The following is a 16,197-nucleotide window of genomic DNA, read 5'->3' as shown; positions in this document are numbered from 1 at the left end:
TAAGTCAAATCCCTTCTTGCCACAGAGCCTGCACCACCCTATATATCCTCCCATAACACGAAAAAAACGCCCCTTCCGCCAGCCGGCAGCAAGGGACGTTCCTCGTCTATAGCGATACCATTATCAGTTAACTGCCCATGTTGTAGAACTTAGCAAGCCCGCCCTCCGAAGTTTCGCGGTAACGGCTGTTCATATCCAGGCCAGTCTCGTACATCGTCTGTACAACCAGATCAAAGGATATTTTACGGGTACCCGACAAGAACTTAGCCAGACTCAGCGCATTGATCGCCCGCATTGCGCCGACAGCGTTGCGCTCAATGCAAGGGATCTGCACCAGGCCGTTAATCGGATCACAGGTTAACCCCAGGTGATGCTCCATGGCCACCTCCGCCGCATACTCAATCTGGTCGATTTCCATACCGGACAGTTCAGCCAGTGCAGCCGCTGCCATAGAGCAAGCCGTGCCCACCTCCGCCTGGCAGCCGCACTGGGCACCGCTGATGGAGGCGTTATGCTTGACCAGATTGCCGATGAGACCGCCGACAGCCAGCGCCCGGAGAATCCGTTCGTCCGGTACCTGCAGCTTCTCCTGCATATAGCGGAGCGAGGCGGGTACAACACCGCAAGCCCCGCAGGTTGGAGCCGTTACGACTGTACCGGCAGCGGCATTCTGTTCGTTGACGGCAAAAGCGTACGCGCTGACGATCCGGTTCTCCCGCGTCTCCGGGCTCTCATCCACCGTCCCCTGATGATACAGATATTTCGCCTTGCGTTCGACATTCAGGCCGCCCTCCAGAATACCCGTGACAGACAGCCCTTCGTCGATCGACCGCTTCATCGCTTCCCAGATGCCTTGGAGGAAATCCCAGAGCTGTAGGCCTTCACGCTGCTCAACGTAATCGCTTAGGCGGATCTGATTCGCTTTACAGAAGGCGCTGATCTCGGCAAAGCTTTTCTCCGGGTAGACATCAGGTCCCCGCACCTCCTCCCGCCCATCTATCACGATTTCCCCGCCGCCGATACTGACAACACGCATGGAACTCATTTGCTGACCGCCTCTGTAAGCGAAGAAGTCCATCGTATTGGGATGGGGCAGAACAAAGTCAGGCTGTGGAACAAATTCAACCTCCGCTGAAGCGGGTGACAATGCCCGAAGAATTGCCTTGTCCGTCATATGGCCTTTGCCGGTTTTGGCAAGAGAGCCATAGATCAGTGCCTTGAACTGGTCTGCGTCTTCATTTTCTGCTTTGAAGATTCCGGCCGCCTTTTCCGGCCCCATGGTATGAGAGCTGGATGGTCCGCTGCCAATCTTAAATAGCTCAGTCAACGATCTCATAGCACCCTTATCCCTTCTCAGTTGTCATTCCTCTGAAAACGTTCCTTGAGCTTCATCAGCCGCTCATGAATCCCCTCTTCATCAATCGCCATATCAACCAATTGGTGAGTAAGCTGAAGACCCTGATTCTCTGCCAAAGCTTGTTTCCACGGGTGCGACACAATCGAATGTGTAAGATGTCTTGTAGAGCGGGGGGCCTGCATGATCCTCTCTGCCAGCTCCCAGGCCCGTGGAAGAAGCTGTTCACGAGGCAATACCTCACTGACCAGACCGAGGTCCAGTGCCTCCTCTGCAGTAATGTTCATCCCCGTGTATGCATAGTATGCCGCTTTCTTGGTTCCCAGTATCCGTTGAAGAGCCAGGACGATTCCGTCTCCGGGCGGAACACCGCCCAGATAATGGGCATCGAAGAACGCGGTGTCCTCCGCACAAATGGTAATATCACTTAGCGTTCCCAGCTGCCAGTGTGCGCCTGGGCCATTGACCGCCCCGATCGTGGGGATGTCCAGGCAATGAACCATATTTTCAATCATCCGGAGCGATTCATGATACATCTCCAGTTTGCGCCGATTCGGCCAATCCATGAACTTGGTGGTCCAGACTGAAGGATTGCCGGTCTGCCATAACTCTCCTGTCCCTGTAAGAATCATGACCTCATTCTCAGGATCACGGCCAATATCGGACCAAACATGACCATATGCCGCTTGAACCGGCCAGTCGAATTGTAACGGTCCCCCGTCAGTGTGCATACGTACTTCGAGTATCCCGCCGCGGCGGGTCATGAGGAATAAGTCCTTGTACTTCTCAGAGTATTCTTCGAGCCGGGTAGGTCCCGTCATCTTTCTATTGAACATCGTTGCCCATCAGGCGTCCCTGCATTTTCTTCAGCCGCTCCAGCGCTCCTTCTTCATCAATGGCCATGTCGTACATCTGGTGGGCAAGCTGGAATCCCTGATCGGCGACCAGCGCCTGCTTCCATGGGCGGGAGATGATAGAGTGAGACAGATGTCTCGTTGAACGCGGTGCCTGCATGATCATCTCCGCCAGCTCCCATGCGCGCGAAAGAAGCTTTTCGCGGGGCAGCACTTCACTGACAATACCCAGATCCAAGGCGGTCTGACCATTGATATTCTTGCCGGTGTAGGCGTAGTAGGCTGCTTTTTTGAACCCGATCATGCTCTGCAGTGTGAGCAGCATTCCATCTCCCGGAGGCGTGCCTCCCAGATAATGCGGATCGAAGAAGTCGGCGTCTTCCGTACAAATAGTTATATCGCAGAGCGTTGCAAGCTCACAGTGCGTTCCCGGCCCGTTAACTGCCCCGATCGTCGGAATGTCAATGCAGAAGATCAGATTCTCCAGCAGTCTCAGCGATTCATGATACTGTTCGAGCTTCTTTTGCTTCGGCCAGTCCATGAATTTGGTATTCCAGACCTCAGGGTCGCCAATCAGCCATTTATCCCCGGTTCCCGTAATAATCATAACTTCGTTCTCAGGGTCACGGCCAATATCTGACCAGGCATGAGACCAGGCGGTGTGAGCTTCCCAATTGTGCGTGTACGAACCTCCATCAGTGTGCAGACGTACTTCAAGGATTCCGTCACGGCGGGTCATTAACAGGAACTCCTTGTATTTCTCCGAGTACTCTTCGAATTTGGTGGGTCCAATCATGCGTCTCTCTGTCATTGTAATTCCTCCTAAGTTTGGTATAGAGCTTAACGGTTACTTTCAAGCCAGTCTCTGGCAAAAGCTGCGTAAGCCGCAGCCCCTCTATGAAGCACCTCATCCGAGAACATCGTCTTTGGATGGTGTACAGGGTAACTATAACCATCTTCGATATTGCCTGCGTTAAGAAACACTGTGGTACTTGGCACCGCTTGTGAGACAAAGGCGAAATCTTCCGAGCCCATTAATTTACCGCCGGGTACCAGCTCAGTTATACCGATATAGGAGCCGTCCCCAAAGGTATTTGCAATCGAAGCTCTCATTTGCTCGTTGAGTCTGCCATCCGTTTTCACCTCAGGACAGCCTCTAGTATAGATGACTTCCACCTTGGCCTGAAAAGTTTCTCCGATCCCTGCGGCAATTGCGCGGATACGGGCTTCCACTTTATCCCGCAAAGCGGCGTCAAAGGTGCGTACACTGCCCTTCAATCTGGCCGTATCGGGAATCACGTTGTTCGTCGTTCCGCCTTCCATCACGCCAATGGTAAGCACTGCATTGTCAATCGGAGAGATTTCCCGGCTAAGAATACCCTGAAGCGCCAGATGAAGATGAGCCGCTACATTTAAGGGGTCCACTGCGGCCTCAGGCATTGCGCCATGTGAGCCCCGTCCGCGGATAATGATTTCGAACCAATCCGACGAAGCAGAGATCGCTCCACCCTCCTCAGGGACTACAAATTGTCCAAGAGGCAGCGGCATTCCGGTTAATACATGAAGCATCATGGCAGCATCCACCTTGGGATTATCGAGAATCCCGCTTTCAAGCATCATTTTCGCCCCGTGCAGCGTCTCTTCACCCGGCTGGAACATTAGCTTAACTGTCCCGCGAAGCTGCTGTTCGTTAGCCTTCAGAATCTCCGCAGCTCCCAGCAGCATGGAAGTATGCATGTCATGACCGCAGGCGTGCATGTTTCCGTTCAACGATGCGTAAGACAACTCCGTTTCTTCCTGAATAGGCAGCCCGTCCATATCCGCACGGAGCAGAACCACCTTCCCGTCATGCTGTCCGCCAATGGTAACTGTCAGCCCTGATTCCCCTATAGGGATGGGCTTCAACCCCATCGACTCCAACACCTCTTGTACGTATGCGGTTGTCTTGGGCAGACTTAGATCAAGCTCCGGAACCGCATGAAGATGATGCCTGTACATGACCATTTTGTCCTGCAGCTGATGAGCCATACTCATTAAGTCTTCAGCTTCTACACTCACAATGAACATCTCCCGCAGCATGAATTGAATGAACGTAAGAACAGAGTGAACACTCCCCCTTTTCATTTTAGGACTTTTTAAGAACACATTCATCGTACTTTTAAAATCATTGGCTGTCAATATATTTTTAGACATTTTAAGAACATTTTTTTGAAGCCTGCCGGATCATTGTAATATCACATTTATTGTGATATAACTCTTTTGATTGGACTGTTCATGAAAGGAATCTATTATGACCATCAAGCTGGGTATTATCACGCCAGAGACCCATATGGATTATTTCCGCGCCATTGAAGAAGACATGCGGCCCTTATGCCAGTTCCGCTTCTTTACGATCAGCAACTTCCGGGAAACAACGGACATCTATCTCAACAACCTGGATTCGGTGGATGGCTTTGTGATCAGCGGCAGGATGCTTTACGAGTCGATCGATAAGGAATGCCTGGATGACAAGGTGCCTGTTCACATTTTGCACGACGATGAGAACCTGCTGTACAGGGAGCTTTTCCGGCTGCTGGTTACAGAACCAGGCCTTGATATATCGAGGATTTATGTGGATTATGCGTATGTTATCGATTCGTTCAGCGAATTCCTGCAGTATCTGACTCACGAAGGTAAGCCCGTCGGCAGCGGAGATCTGCTGGAGCGGGTGGAGACCATGCTGGAGAACCATATCACGCTGTGGGAAGAGAAGAAGATCGATCTGTCCATCACGGCGTTCGGGCATTTTGTCCCGGAGCTTCAGAAGCATGGGGTCAGATACATCTTAATCCGCCCCACCTTGGAGAACGTCAAAGAGACGATCAGCGAGATCATCAACGAGATCACTATCCTCAAGCTTAAGAACCAGAGGGCAGTGGTCGCATGCTTATCGGCCCAGACGGAGCAGCCGCCACCTGCAGAGCAGCTTCATGACCTGAAAATCCTTGTCGGCAGGTTTCTGCACGATATGAACCTGGCAGACACGGCCCAAATATCGGATGGTTATGTCAGACTGTACACCACCTACGGCCATTTCATGAGGATCACCTCTAATGCGAATAACTGCACCCTGCTGGAGTATCTGGAAGAACGCATACAGGGCAAGGTGAAAATCGGTTGGGGATCGGGTCACGAGTATTTTCAGGCTAACGTAAATGCCACCAAAGCCCACCGGCAGGCTGAAGCCTATACGGGCAACTGCAGCTTCTTCATTAACGAGGAGCAGAAGGTGATCGGCCCCATGCGGAGCATGAATGTCATCCAGTTCTCTGAGCAGGGGGACCCGGAAATCATTGCACTCGCCAAAACCATCGGAATTAACAACATTAATTTGCAGAAAATCATGTCCTATGCGGAAATCATGAGGACCAATAAATTATCCTCTGAGGACGTCGCGGAGTGCCTGTCCATGACTGTCAGAGGCGCGAACCGCATCCTTAACAAAATCGAAGAAAGTCAATATGTACAGACGGTATTTGAGAAACGGGACAACGGTAAGGGGCGGCCGAAAAAATACTACGAGCTGTTGTTTCTCGACAACGAAGGTCGCAAACTAAGCCGATGATGTGCGGAGGCGCATTGGCAAAAAGGCATGTTTTCAGTATTGAAAACATGCCTTTTTTACGCTTATTTACCGGGTCAGATCACTCCCTGGCCGGAAGACCAGCTCTGCACATGCTGCAGGAACCGCCGCGTTGCCGGTGAAGCATATTTCATCGAGTGGACCGCGAGGCCAAGGGAACGGAAGCTCCGCTCTTCCAGCTCAAGCATGGCTACATGCTCGTGCTGGAACCGGGTGACCAGCTCCGGGAGGATGCTGATGCCCAGGCCTTTTTCCACCATTGCTATAATCGCATAATCGTCCCCTGCCGAGAACTTGATGTTCGGCTTAATGCCGGCCTTCGCCAGCACACGCTGCACATCATAATCGGAGCCCGGCTTCGGAATGATGAAGTCCTCGTAAGCGATCTGGGCCAGCGGCATGTAAGGAGCTTTGCTCAGCGGATGGTCCAGCGGGAGAATGGCCAGCATCCGGTCCTGCTTCAGCGGGAACACCTCGAATTTATCGCGGGTCGGCAATGATAGGAAGCCGCAATCGACCACTCCTGCTTCAATCCACTGCTCAATCTCCAGATAACCGCCCTCCATCAGCTTGAAATCAATGTACGGATATTCCTCACGGAACTGCTTGATGATGTCCGGCAGCCAATGGACAGAGACACTGGTAAAAGTACCGATCGTAATCGTCCCTGTCTCCAGGCCGTGAATATCCGCTACCTGCTGCTTAAGCTGCTCGTTCCATTTCAGTATCTCCCGGACCGGCTGAAGCACCTGCTCCCCGTTCACCGTCAGCTTCACACCTGAACGGCTGCGCACGAGCAGCGGGAAGCCGAATTCCTGTTCCAGGCTGCTGATCGTATGGCTGATGCCGGATTGGGTGAAGCCCAGCGCCTCCGCCGCCTTCGTCAGACTGCCCAGTTCTACAACGCTGAGGAATACTTCATACTTAATTAGACTCATGTGCAGCCTCCGCTCATCCATGAGATTCTCTCATGTATCCTATGATAAACATTCAGTTACCTTATGTATTCGAGCGTATTATACTATACTCACTTGGAATATAGAAGGATGATGATGACGGAATGAAGCCGCTGAAGGCTGAGCTGCTGCTCATGGCTGTAACCCTGTTCTGGGGCTCCTCTTACCTGTTCATGAAGATGGGGCTGGGGACACTGGGAGAATTCAATTTGATTGCCCTGCGGTTCGGGCTGGCTTTTGTGCTGGCGGGACTGCTGTTCCGCAGACGGCTGCGCAGTGTGGATGCCAGAACCTTGAAATATGGAGCGTTGCTCGGCTTCCTGCTGCTTGGCGTATTCACCTGCATCACCTTCGGGCTGAAGACCACTACGACCTCGAATGCCGGCTTCCTGGTAGCGCTGACCGTAGTGTTCGTTCCCATGCTGGAGGTGCTGGTCTTCCGCACAAAAGTCGCGCCGCCGCAGATCTTCGGCGCCATACTCGCCATCAGCGGCATCGGACTGCTTACGCTGAACGGCTCGCTACAGGTCCGGCCCGGCGATCTTCTTTGTATTTTGTCCGCCGTCTTCTATGCGGTGCAGATCCTGGTGACGGGCCGGGCGGTTAAGACCAGCGACTCGCTGAATATCGGCATTCTGCAGCTTGGCTTCGCCGGAGGCTATGCCCTGATTCTGTCGGCCATCTTCGAGACGCCATCGCTGCCGTCCACCCTTCCGGGCTGGATCGCCATTCTGGCTCTAGGCATCTTCTGCAGCGCCTGCGGCTTCATTCTGCAGCCCGTGGCCCAGAAGTACACCTCGCCGACACGTACCGGCCTGATCTTCGCGCTGGAGCCAGTCTTCGCCGCCTTCTTCGGCTACTGGTTCGTGCATGAGCAGCTCTCCCTCCAGGGCTACACCGGTGCAGCGCTGGTGCTGCTGGGCATCATTGCTTCGGAGCTGCTGGGCAAGCTGCATCTTGTGCCGCCAGCGAGGATGCCGAAGAAGCGGCGGGCGCACTAGTGCTCCCGCTCCACGTACCCTCGCTCCCCGCAATGTAATCGGTTTTTCGATTTCATTCTCCCCACGCGCCGCTCCCGGTCCAATTGTAATCGGTTTTTCGATTACATTCGGCACGCGCACCTGCGCACCAACCTATGTTACTCGCTTTTTCGCATACATCCGCCCCGCACCCAACGCCCCTCTTCTAACACACTCCCTCCCCGGCAGCATTCAATGAGAACACCAAAAACGTCCCTGACTGCCGGTTGGCAGGGGGACGTTTTTTATGAGTTTTTACCTAGTGTCTATAACAGTTAAGTCCGATTAATGCCCCATCATCATAGCGGCATCGGTCTGCTGCTCTTCCGGCGAAGGCACTGCTCCGGCAGTCTTCGGCCGGCGGAGAATCAGACTGAGGACCACCCCGGCCACTGCGATGCAGGCCGAAAGGAAGAATACATCATTGAAGCCCTGTACCGCCGCCACCAGCGGATTGCCGCCGGGAGCCATCTCTTCCGTATGGGTGGTGATCTGGCTGGTCAGATATCCGGTCATCCCAGCTACCGCGAACGAGACAACGACCTGCTGAGCCGCAGCGGTAAGCGGGGTTACCCGTGTTACCCACTCACGCGGCGCGGAATTGAGTACATGGGTGTTGACCGGCATCATCGACAAGCCCATACCAAGACCCATCATCGCCAGGCAAGCCATGATCATCGGAAGGCCAGTGTCTACCGTTACTCCGGACAGCAGGAACAGAGCGGTTGAAATAATGCTGAGACCTACGAACACCAGCGGGCGTGCTCCAATCCGGTCGAACAGGCGGCCGCCCAGCGGCATCCCCACACCGGAAGCCAAAGCCTGCGGCAGCAGGATCAGCCCGGTCTCCAGCGGAGTGAAGGCGCGGATCTGCTGAAGGTACAGCGGAACGAACAGCATGGAGCCGAACAATGCCGCCTGAGTGACCCAGGAGATAATGATCCCGCGTGTGAAGTCAGAGGAACGGAAGACGCGCAGCTCCAGCAGCGGAAACTTCTGAAGCAGTTCAATAATCACGAACACGACCAGCGCTGCCCCGCCCACAGCCAAGCCTACAATGGCTCCAGTGGAAGACCAGCTCTCGCTGCCGCCTTGGTTGACACCATAAGCCAGCATGGAGAAAGCCAGCGGCGCCAGAATGATGCCGAAGATATCCAGATGGGCTCTGCCCTTCTTCTCGGTCACCGGCAGATACTTCAGGCCAAGGATAATCCCAACGATTCCGATCGGCAGGTTAATCAGGAAAATCCAGTGCCAGCTCACATACTCCACCAGCCAGCCCGAGAGGATCGGTCCCAGCGCCGGAGCCAGCAGCATCGGAATTCCGAGCATCCCCATAATCGACCCCCGGCGCTCAGCCGGAGCCAGTCTGAAGACCATCGCCATACCAATGGGAGCGACCATACCGCCGCCAAGCCCCTGGATGACGCGGAAGAGCACGAGCTGAGCCGAGGTCTGGGCCACCGAACACAGCACGGAGCCGAGCACGAACATAGCTACCGTCGTCAGGAATACCTGCTTGGACCCGAACCGGTCGGTCATGTAGCCGGCCAGCGGAATGACAGCGGCAAGCGCCAGCGTATAGCCGGTAATGGCCCATTGGACCGTCTTGAGGTCCGTTTCGAAATATTGCACCAGATTCGGAACGGCAACATTCACCGCTGTGCTGTCCAGAATAACCATAATCATGCCCACGATAATTGCCAGCAGCGGCGGCAGTATTGCTCTCAGCGAGAACGGTGCCTCTGCGGCGCTGTCTCCTTGAATAGTCGGGTTTGACATTCTCTTGTCCACTCTTCTCTCTGTTTGAAATTAATGATATTTGTGAAAATAAAGCTCAAACAATCCGTCAATCTGTTCCTCCAGTGGAGCCAGCCTGAAGATTTGCTGGAGATCCTCCCGCTCCTTCGGCAGACTGCTCACCATAATGACCGGGAAGACAATCGCCCCGTAGATCTGCATGTTCATCATCATGAGCTTATCGCGGTCCTGTTCTCCGGTAATCTCCGCAAGAGCATCCAGAATCCGCTCAATCCGCATCAGCTTGGAATATTTCGCATATTCATCCTGCGAGCCCATAATATGATGCCGCTGGTCAAGCATCTGCCGGGCCATGCCGGGGTAGCGGCTGAGATTGACAATGTACCGCGTGAAAAAGAGTCTCAGGCGCTCTTTGGGCGGCAAGGCTGTATCCTCCAGGACCTTGAAGGCATCATCAAACGTCGCCATAAGCTGCTTCACCGCATCGCTGAACAGCTTATCCTTAGAGCCGTAGTAGTAATTCACCAGTGCCAGATTGGTCTCTGCCCTGGCAGCGATACTGCGCAGAGTGATGCAGCGGAATCCCTCTTCACGGATTAAATCCACGGTGGCATCCAGAATAATCTGCTTCGTATCTTTATCCGCCACTTCCGTCTTATTGTCCGATTTAGCCATAATGAAGCTTGCCGCCCTCCTCTGCCACAGATTTCTAATCACCGATTTAAACAATGTTTAATCCGAATTTTAAGTTACTCCTTTTCGCCCAGTCTGTCAACAACAAAATAAAAAGGATTCCAGCAGCCCTGTCAGACTGTGAAACCCTCGATTTCGAAGCGTACTTCGTTACTATTTATTTACGGATGGACCGGACTGGTTAAGGCTTCCTTCGCCGGAGCCTGCGTCAGCGTCAGATTCGTCAGCTTGCCCGAATCATTTAGCGTAAGTGTCAGTACAGCTTCGCCTTTGGTGAAGCCTAATATACTGACAATCGTAGTAATGCTGCCTTGCTGCTTACTCTCTGTGGACATCACGCCTAAGAAATTGCCTGCCGGCGCGCCTATGCCCTCCCAGCTCTGCTGGAGAACAGGCTGCGATAATGCTTCAGTCTCCTTCGCATAATAGCGGTCACGGAGTGCCTGATAGTTGCCCGTTGCAAGCAAACCTGCGACTGCGCTGGCTGTGACCTCTGGTGTATACAGCTCCACTTGGCCTGTAGCCGCATCATAGGACGTTACAAGTCCAACCGCCGAGAAAAAAGACAGCGGTGCGTACGCCCGTTTCTGCTTCAGCTCAAAACCGCCTGTGTACGGGACCTTCTCTTTTCCATTAAGCAATAATTCCTGTCCGGACAGCCGGAATTGGATACTCTCCTGGAAGCGTTCAAGCAGAAAGGTTCCCGTAGCGCCCGTGTAGGTAAGTCTGTACTTCAATGCCTCGGCAGTCTCCCGCAGCGGCAGCATCACATTCGAACCGTTAGAGTAGGGCAATCCCGCTGACGGTTGCAATTCCTGGCCATTCACGATCACTCTCATACTGCTGGCGGCACTCACCTGATTGCCGGTCAATACACCTGCTCCTGCTGCTAATAACATTACACTTAGGAATACGGCTGCGATTTTTTTGAACAAATCGATCCCACCTTTCCTGTATTAGAATATTATGCACGCATGTCTCAGAGATTAACCTACATTATCCATTAACCGTTCTGTTCAGCTTTGGAACAGCCTTACTCCACTGCGAAGTTGAAATATTGCTTCGGGTAAGGCTCCTTAATCAGTGTGAAATGCCACCATTCCTTGGCGTAGGGCTTGAAGCCCTGCTTCACCATCGCATCCTTCAGCAGCTTGCGGTTCGCATGTTGGGTACTGCTGATGAGCGTCGTATTATAGTAAGAAATCTCCCCGAAAAAGTCATACGGGCTGCCCATATCCACCAGCTCCCCTGTGTCCTTGTAGGCCAAGGTCAGATCGATGGTGCTGCCCCGGGAATGCCCGGATTTCTTGGCGATGAAGCCCAGCTTGAACAGATTCCGCTTGTCCAGCTTCGGATAATACTGCGCCTTCATCTTCAGGTCACCGGCGTCCTGTGACCAGCGCACGAAGTGGTTCACTGCTTGTTGCGGGCGGTAAGCATCATAGATGCGCAGGATATAGCCTTTACGTTCCAGATCATCACTAACCTTCTTCAGCGCATTTGCAGCGGTCCGTGAGAAAATAGCCACTGGTGCCTTATACCCGTCCACCCGGGTTCCCGTGAAATTATTCGTACTGTAATACCGGATCTCATATTGTGCTGACGGAATCACCTCATCCAGATAGACGAATCCGCCGGGAAGCTTGTTCTGCTTCACTGCCGCAGCCGGTGTCTCCTGTGCCTTGGCAGCTCCTGCTTCAGCAGCAGCCGTTCCCGCTCCCGATAGCAGCGCCGCGCCGCTTACCAGCAGTGCACACGCGAAGGATACCAGTCTTGTGACTATACCTCCCGGCTTGTCCAATTTCCCGCCCCCTCTCCTGTCTTGTCCTCTGTTTCAGCTCCAGTATACGTGCTCACCAGTCAAGCGTCCAGCATCAAGAGGAAACTTGTGCCGCAGGCAGCATATCCTTCCGCCGGTAGACCCCCATCAGCAGCCCGAGGGCTGCGAATTCAATGAACACATGCTGTCCGTAGCTCAGGAACGGGAACGGTATGGAGATCAGCGGCATTCTGCCGGTGAGAATAGTCAGGCCATAGATTAGACGGATGGAGAGCATCAAGGCCAGGGCCAGGATCAGCGCCCGTCCATAGGTATCACCGACTGAGCGGACATAGGCGAACATGCGGAGTGCAAACCAGCAGACCAGCACAAGCAGCAGCAGACCAACAGCCCAGCCGAAGCTCTGAACCAGATACACAGGGAAAAAATCTGTATAGGGATAGGGTAAACGCTCATCCACTGCCAACTCGGCTATCCCCTGACCTCTCCAGCCTGCAGTGGTCAGGGTGCTGTGTATCATCCGGTTAAGAAAACCTACGCCATTCTCCACATCATTGATAAAGAAGTATCTGTTGACCCGGTCGCGTAAATACGCTTGACTCCAAACATAGAGGGTAAGGCCAGATACACAGCCTGCGGCAACAATCACCGCTCTTCCCCAGTGCCGGGTAATCCATATATATAAAGGTAAAGCAACCGCCAGATATACAACCAATTCGGCAAAAGAAGGTATGAGAAGATAGATGGCTGCAGGCAGCAGCAGCAAGCCCGCTTCCGTCCACATTCTAATCCGGCCGCCTAAGGCATTCTGCACCCCGGGTCTTTTGATAAGCCCTGCGAGTCCGACTATAAAGAGATAAGGACTATATCCAATGAGATCGAACGGAAAGCCCAGAATGATAGCATAACGCGCCGTGCCGTTCATCGTATTCAGGTTAAGTAACAAACCGGCTGCAATCATCAGCAGTGCTAAGCCATAGATCCAACCCGATGCCCGCTGCAATCGTTTGAAATTGATGAAGTACATTCCGGTCATGGCTATAAGCCCAAGCACGATAAACACCAACTGGCGCAGCATTAGTGCATCCGGGATTCTGTGATCGTTAAACCCGACCTCCACAGCCCCCATTCCCAGCAGACTCACGGCCGACAGCAGGGTCAAGCCGATGAACAGCGACCACGGAGTCCGGGGTTTGTGAATCTGATGCAGATCCCGGCCAATGGCCTGCGGATCACCCATTTGTGCAATGGCATACTGCTGTGCCTCTTCTTCGGATGCCCCCTGTTCCTGCCTCTCCGCCATCAGGTCGGCGAAATGTCCGCTCAGCTCCTCCCGGATCTCATCGTGCATCCCTTTGGCCTTCACCTCGGCGCACACCTTATTCAGATAGCGGTGTAAGACCTTCTCATTCGGTTCCATTATGCACTGCCCTCCCCTAATACGGAATCCACTGCCCCCTTGAACAGCTTCCATTCCTCCCGCTTCTCCTCCAGCTTACGCCTGCCTTCCTCCAGCACCCGGTAGTACTTGCGCTTGCGCCCGTCAACCACTGTCCAGTAGGCTTCCACCCAGCGTTCACTCTCCATCGCATGGAGAATCGGGTAGAGCGTTCCTTCCTTGAGCGCAAAAACACCCTGCGAGCGCTGCTCCAGCTCTTTAATCAGCTCGTATCCATACAGTGGTCTATCCAGCAACAGGGTAAGAATCAAGGTACCTGTGCTGCCCTTCAGCATCTCCTTGCTGACCTTCATCGGCATTACCCCCCTATACATCGGATATCTATGCTCAATATACAGTATTCTCCAGATGAAGTCCAGTATGTAAACGCCAAAGAACCCCTCCTTAGAAATGGTTGCTCATTTTACCAAGGAGAGGTTCTTATTCAATAAAAGATTAATTAATGCATAGAAGCCTGCGTCTTGTGCGAAACAATGACACGCTTGAGGAAGAAAGCAATCACCAGACCGATGATGGCCATAACCATCCCGAAGATGAAGGCATTCTGCACCCCGTGGGTGAAGGCAGCGCCGATGTTCAGCGGATCAGCCGGATTCTTGACGCTCAGCATATAGCTTTTGGAGCCGGAGGTCATAATGCTGACCGCAAGCGCTGTACCAATTGCGCCTGCCACCTGCTGAAGGGTATTCATGATCGCTGTACCATGCGGATAGTATTCCAGCGGGAGCTGATTGATCCCGTTGGTCTGGGCAGGCATCATAATCATGGAGATCCCGATCATCAGCACACTGTGCAGCACGATCACGAAGATCACGGTGGAAGTAGCAGTAATGCCCGAGAAGAACCACAAGGAGACGGCGACCAGCACCAGTCCGGGGATCACCAGCCATTTCGGACCGTATTTATCGAACAGGCGTCCCATAAGAGGAGACATCAGACCGTTGATAATACCGCCCGGCAGCAGCAGCAGACCCGCCTTGAAGGCCGAGTAGCCTTGTCCTTGCTGCAGATACAGTGGAAGAATTAGCATGGAGGAGAGAATGACCATCATGCAGATGAATACCATTAGCAAGCCTACCACGAACATTGGGAACTTGAAGGCACGCAGATCGATCATCGGCTGCTTCATTGTCAACTGGCGGATACAGAACAGAATAAGGGCAATGGCCCCGATCGCAATGGCTACAATCACCTTCAGGCTTCCCCAGCCCTCCGATTCACCGGCGCTGCTGAACCCGTACACAATACCTCCGAATCCGAAGGAAGAGAGCAGTATCGACAGAACGTCAATCTTCGGCTTCGTCACCTCTGTAACATTTTGCATGAAGAGGATGCCGCTCACCAGCGCAATGAACAGGAACGGCAGAGCCAGCCAGAAGATCCAGTGCCAGCTCAGACTCTCAATCAGCAGTCCGGCAATGGTAGGTCCAATCGCCGGAGCGACCATGATGACCAGACCGATCAGTCCCATGGCTGCCCCTCTCCGCTCAGGCGGAATGATCACCAGTATTGTATTGAACATCAGCGGCAGCAGTAATGCGGTTCCCATCGCCTGAACGACCCGCGCTGTAAGCAGGAACTCGAAATTGGGAGCCATCGCCGCCAGGAATGTTCCTGCAATCGAGAACGATAAGGCGGCGATAAATAGTTGGCGGGTCGTAAACCATTGCAGCAGCAGCCCGGAGATGGGGACCAGAATCCCCAAGGTAAGCAGGTAAGCTGTGGTCAGCCACTGTGCGGTTGACGGTGTAATCTCCAGGACCTTCATCAGATCACTTAAGGCTACATTTAATGCGGTCTCACTGAACATGCCGATGAATCCGGCAATCAGCAGAGAGATCAGAATAGGTAAAGTCTTGAATTGCCGGGGCGATGTCTGCCCCTTGTCAGTCATAGTTGCGTTCACTCTCGTATCCTCCTGATGTTCTTCTATATACTCTCTCTGTAGGTGTTGCTTCTTGCTTGCATCCATTACATCCCATTACGGTTACGCCAGTATGGCCGGGATGCTCTCTGCTGCCACAACCAGCGGGTGCGTACTCTTGCTTGTCAAGGCCAGCAGCAGCGCGCCCTCGAATAAAGATACTACAACAATGGCCTTGCGTTCTGCGGCCTCCTCCTCCATCCCGTCCCCAATCAGACGCCGCGCGATCACATCCTGCCAATCCTTGAACACACACTGACAGGCACTGCGCAGCTGATCGCTGACACAGGATGTTTCGGCCGCCACCCAGAAGCTGAACGGAACCAGTCCCTCAAAAGAGGTTGTCTCGGCGGTCTCTGCAATAGACAGTATGAATTGCTGGACAGCAAGCGCCGCCGTGTCCTCGCTCTCCATGTAATGCCTCAGAGAACCCGCCACTTCTTCACTAGTCCGGTTAATGCAGGTCAGCGCCAGCTCCTCTTTGCCGTCTGGGAAGTAATAATACAATGATCCCTTAGGCGATTCGCTGTCTCTGATGATCTGATTCAGCCCGGTAGCATGATAGCCTTGCGTAAAAAACAATCTGGAAGCCGTATCCACAATAGCTTCGCGTGCATTATGCTTGTTCGACAAGCTGGACACTTCCTTATCACGACAATCTGCCATTATAACAATTGGTCTACATAATGAAACCACAAAAAATCTCTTAATGTCAATAGATTTTTGTTTCAAATTTGAATCTTAAAACTTATGGATTGCCATGTATCCGTTGTAT

Annotated in this window: 15 protein-coding genes; 2 read left to right on the top strand and 13 right to left on the bottom strand. The window is 53.2% G+C overall.

Annotated elements, in window-relative coordinates:
- Window positions 1-127 precede the first annotated feature (127 nt).
- From K1558_RS27750 to K1558_RS27735, 4 genes are read right to left on the bottom strand one after another with little or no spacing between them, the layout of a single operon-like run.
- Window positions 128-1,336 carry an L-serine ammonia-lyase, iron-sulfur-dependent, subunit alpha gene (locus tag K1558_RS27750; protein WP_238655214.1) on the bottom strand — a complete coding sequence of 403 codons (1,209 nt, stop codon included), beginning with the start codon at window positions 1,334-1,336 and terminating at the stop codon, window positions 128-130.
- A gap of 17 nt (window positions 1,337-1,353) precedes the next feature.
- Window positions 1,354-2,190, bottom strand: a complete 837-nt coding sequence (locus K1558_RS27745; RefSeq protein WP_238655213.1) for an enoyl-CoA hydratase/isomerase family protein — start codon at window positions 2,188-2,190, stop codon at window positions 1,354-1,356.
- Window positions 2,180-3,019 carry an enoyl-CoA hydratase/isomerase family protein gene (locus tag K1558_RS27740; RefSeq protein WP_238655212.1) on the bottom strand — a complete coding sequence of 280 codons (840 nt, stop codon included), beginning with the start codon at window positions 3,017-3,019 and terminating at the stop codon, window positions 2,180-2,182. Before K1558_RS27740 ends, K1558_RS27745 begins: the two co-directional genes overlap by 11 nt.
- A 29-nt stretch (window positions 3,020-3,048) precedes the next feature.
- The gene (locus K1558_RS27735) at window positions 3,049-4,275 is read right to left on the bottom strand and encodes a M20 metallopeptidase family protein (protein WP_238655244.1); all 1,227 of its coding nucleotides are present in this window, start codon (window positions 4,273-4,275) and stop codon (window positions 3,049-3,051) included.
- Window positions 4,276-4,498: 223 nt separating this feature from the next.
- Here K1558_RS27735 and K1558_RS27730 point away from each other — a divergent pair, with 223 nt between their 5' ends.
- Window positions 4,499-5,812 (top strand): helix-turn-helix domain-containing protein, encoded by a 1,314-nt coding sequence (locus K1558_RS27730; RefSeq protein WP_238655211.1) that lies wholly within the window; start codon window positions 4,499-4,501, stop codon window positions 5,810-5,812.
- Between the two features lie 74 nt (window positions 5,813-5,886).
- On the opposite strand, the gene K1558_RS27725 is transcribed toward K1558_RS27730, so the two are convergent.
- Window positions 5,887-6,768 carry a LysR family transcriptional regulator gene (locus K1558_RS27725; protein WP_238655210.1) on the bottom strand — a complete coding sequence of 294 codons (882 nt, stop codon included), beginning with the start codon at window positions 6,766-6,768 and terminating at the stop codon, window positions 5,887-5,889.
- A 122-nt stretch (window positions 6,769-6,890) separates the two neighbouring features.
- On the opposite strand from K1558_RS27725, the gene K1558_RS27720 reads away from it, so the two are divergent.
- A complete protein-coding gene (locus K1558_RS27720) occupies window positions 6,891-7,787 on the top strand; it encodes a DMT family transporter (RefSeq protein ID WP_238655209.1) in 897 nt (298 codons plus the stop codon).
- Window positions 7,788-8,090: 303 nt separating this feature from the next.
- Here K1558_RS27720 and K1558_RS27715 read toward each other — a convergent pair whose 3' ends face one another.
- From K1558_RS27715 to K1558_RS27680, 8 genes are all read right to left on the bottom strand, one after another.
- Window positions 8,091-9,587, bottom strand: a complete 1,497-nt coding sequence (locus K1558_RS27715) for an MDR family MFS transporter (RefSeq protein WP_238655208.1) — start codon at window positions 9,585-9,587, stop codon at window positions 8,091-8,093.
- A 30-nt stretch (window positions 9,588-9,617) separates the two neighbouring features.
- Window positions 9,618-10,241 (bottom strand): TetR/AcrR family transcriptional regulator, encoded by a 624-nt coding sequence (locus tag K1558_RS27710; RefSeq protein WP_238655207.1) that lies wholly within the window; start codon window positions 10,239-10,241, stop codon window positions 9,618-9,620.
- A 179-nt stretch (window positions 10,242-10,420) separates the two neighbouring features.
- Window positions 10,421-11,194 (bottom strand): stalk domain-containing protein, encoded by a 774-nt coding sequence (locus K1558_RS27705; RefSeq protein ID WP_238655206.1) that lies wholly within the window; start codon window positions 11,192-11,194, stop codon window positions 10,421-10,423.
- A gap of 98 nt (window positions 11,195-11,292) precedes the next feature.
- Window positions 11,293-12,060 (bottom strand): M15 family metallopeptidase, encoded by a 768-nt coding sequence (locus K1558_RS27700; protein ID WP_238655205.1) that lies wholly within the window; start codon window positions 12,058-12,060, stop codon window positions 11,293-11,295.
- A 73-nt stretch (window positions 12,061-12,133) separates the two neighbouring features.
- Window positions 12,134-13,459 carry an FtsW/RodA/SpoVE family cell cycle protein gene (locus K1558_RS27695; RefSeq protein WP_238655204.1) on the bottom strand — a complete coding sequence of 442 codons (1,326 nt, stop codon included), beginning with the start codon at window positions 13,457-13,459 and terminating at the stop codon, window positions 12,134-12,136.
- The gene (locus tag K1558_RS27690) at window positions 13,459-13,791 is read right to left on the bottom strand and encodes a PadR family transcriptional regulator (protein ID WP_238655203.1); all 333 of its coding nucleotides are present in this window, start codon (window positions 13,789-13,791) and stop codon (window positions 13,459-13,461) included. Before K1558_RS27690 ends, K1558_RS27695 begins: the two co-directional genes overlap by 1 nt.
- A 146-nt stretch (window positions 13,792-13,937) precedes the next feature.
- Window positions 13,938-15,392, bottom strand: a complete 1,455-nt coding sequence (locus tag K1558_RS27685; RefSeq protein WP_238655243.1) for a DHA2 family efflux MFS transporter permease subunit — start codon at window positions 15,390-15,392, stop codon at window positions 13,938-13,940.
- A gap of 93 nt (window positions 15,393-15,485) precedes the next feature.
- The gene (locus tag K1558_RS27680; protein ID WP_238655202.1) at window positions 15,486-16,055 is read right to left on the bottom strand and encodes a TetR/AcrR family transcriptional regulator; all 570 of its coding nucleotides are present in this window, start codon (window positions 16,053-16,055) and stop codon (window positions 15,486-15,488) included.
- Window positions 16,056-16,197: the final 142 nt, after the last annotated feature.

This window comes from Paenibacillus piscarius, from assembly GCF_022234545.1.
Classification (GTDB): domain Bacteria; phylum Bacillota; class Bacilli; order Paenibacillales; family Paenibacillaceae; genus Paenibacillus_AQ; species Paenibacillus_AQ piscarius.
This window is presented reverse-complemented; position numbering and strand designations above follow the sequence as displayed.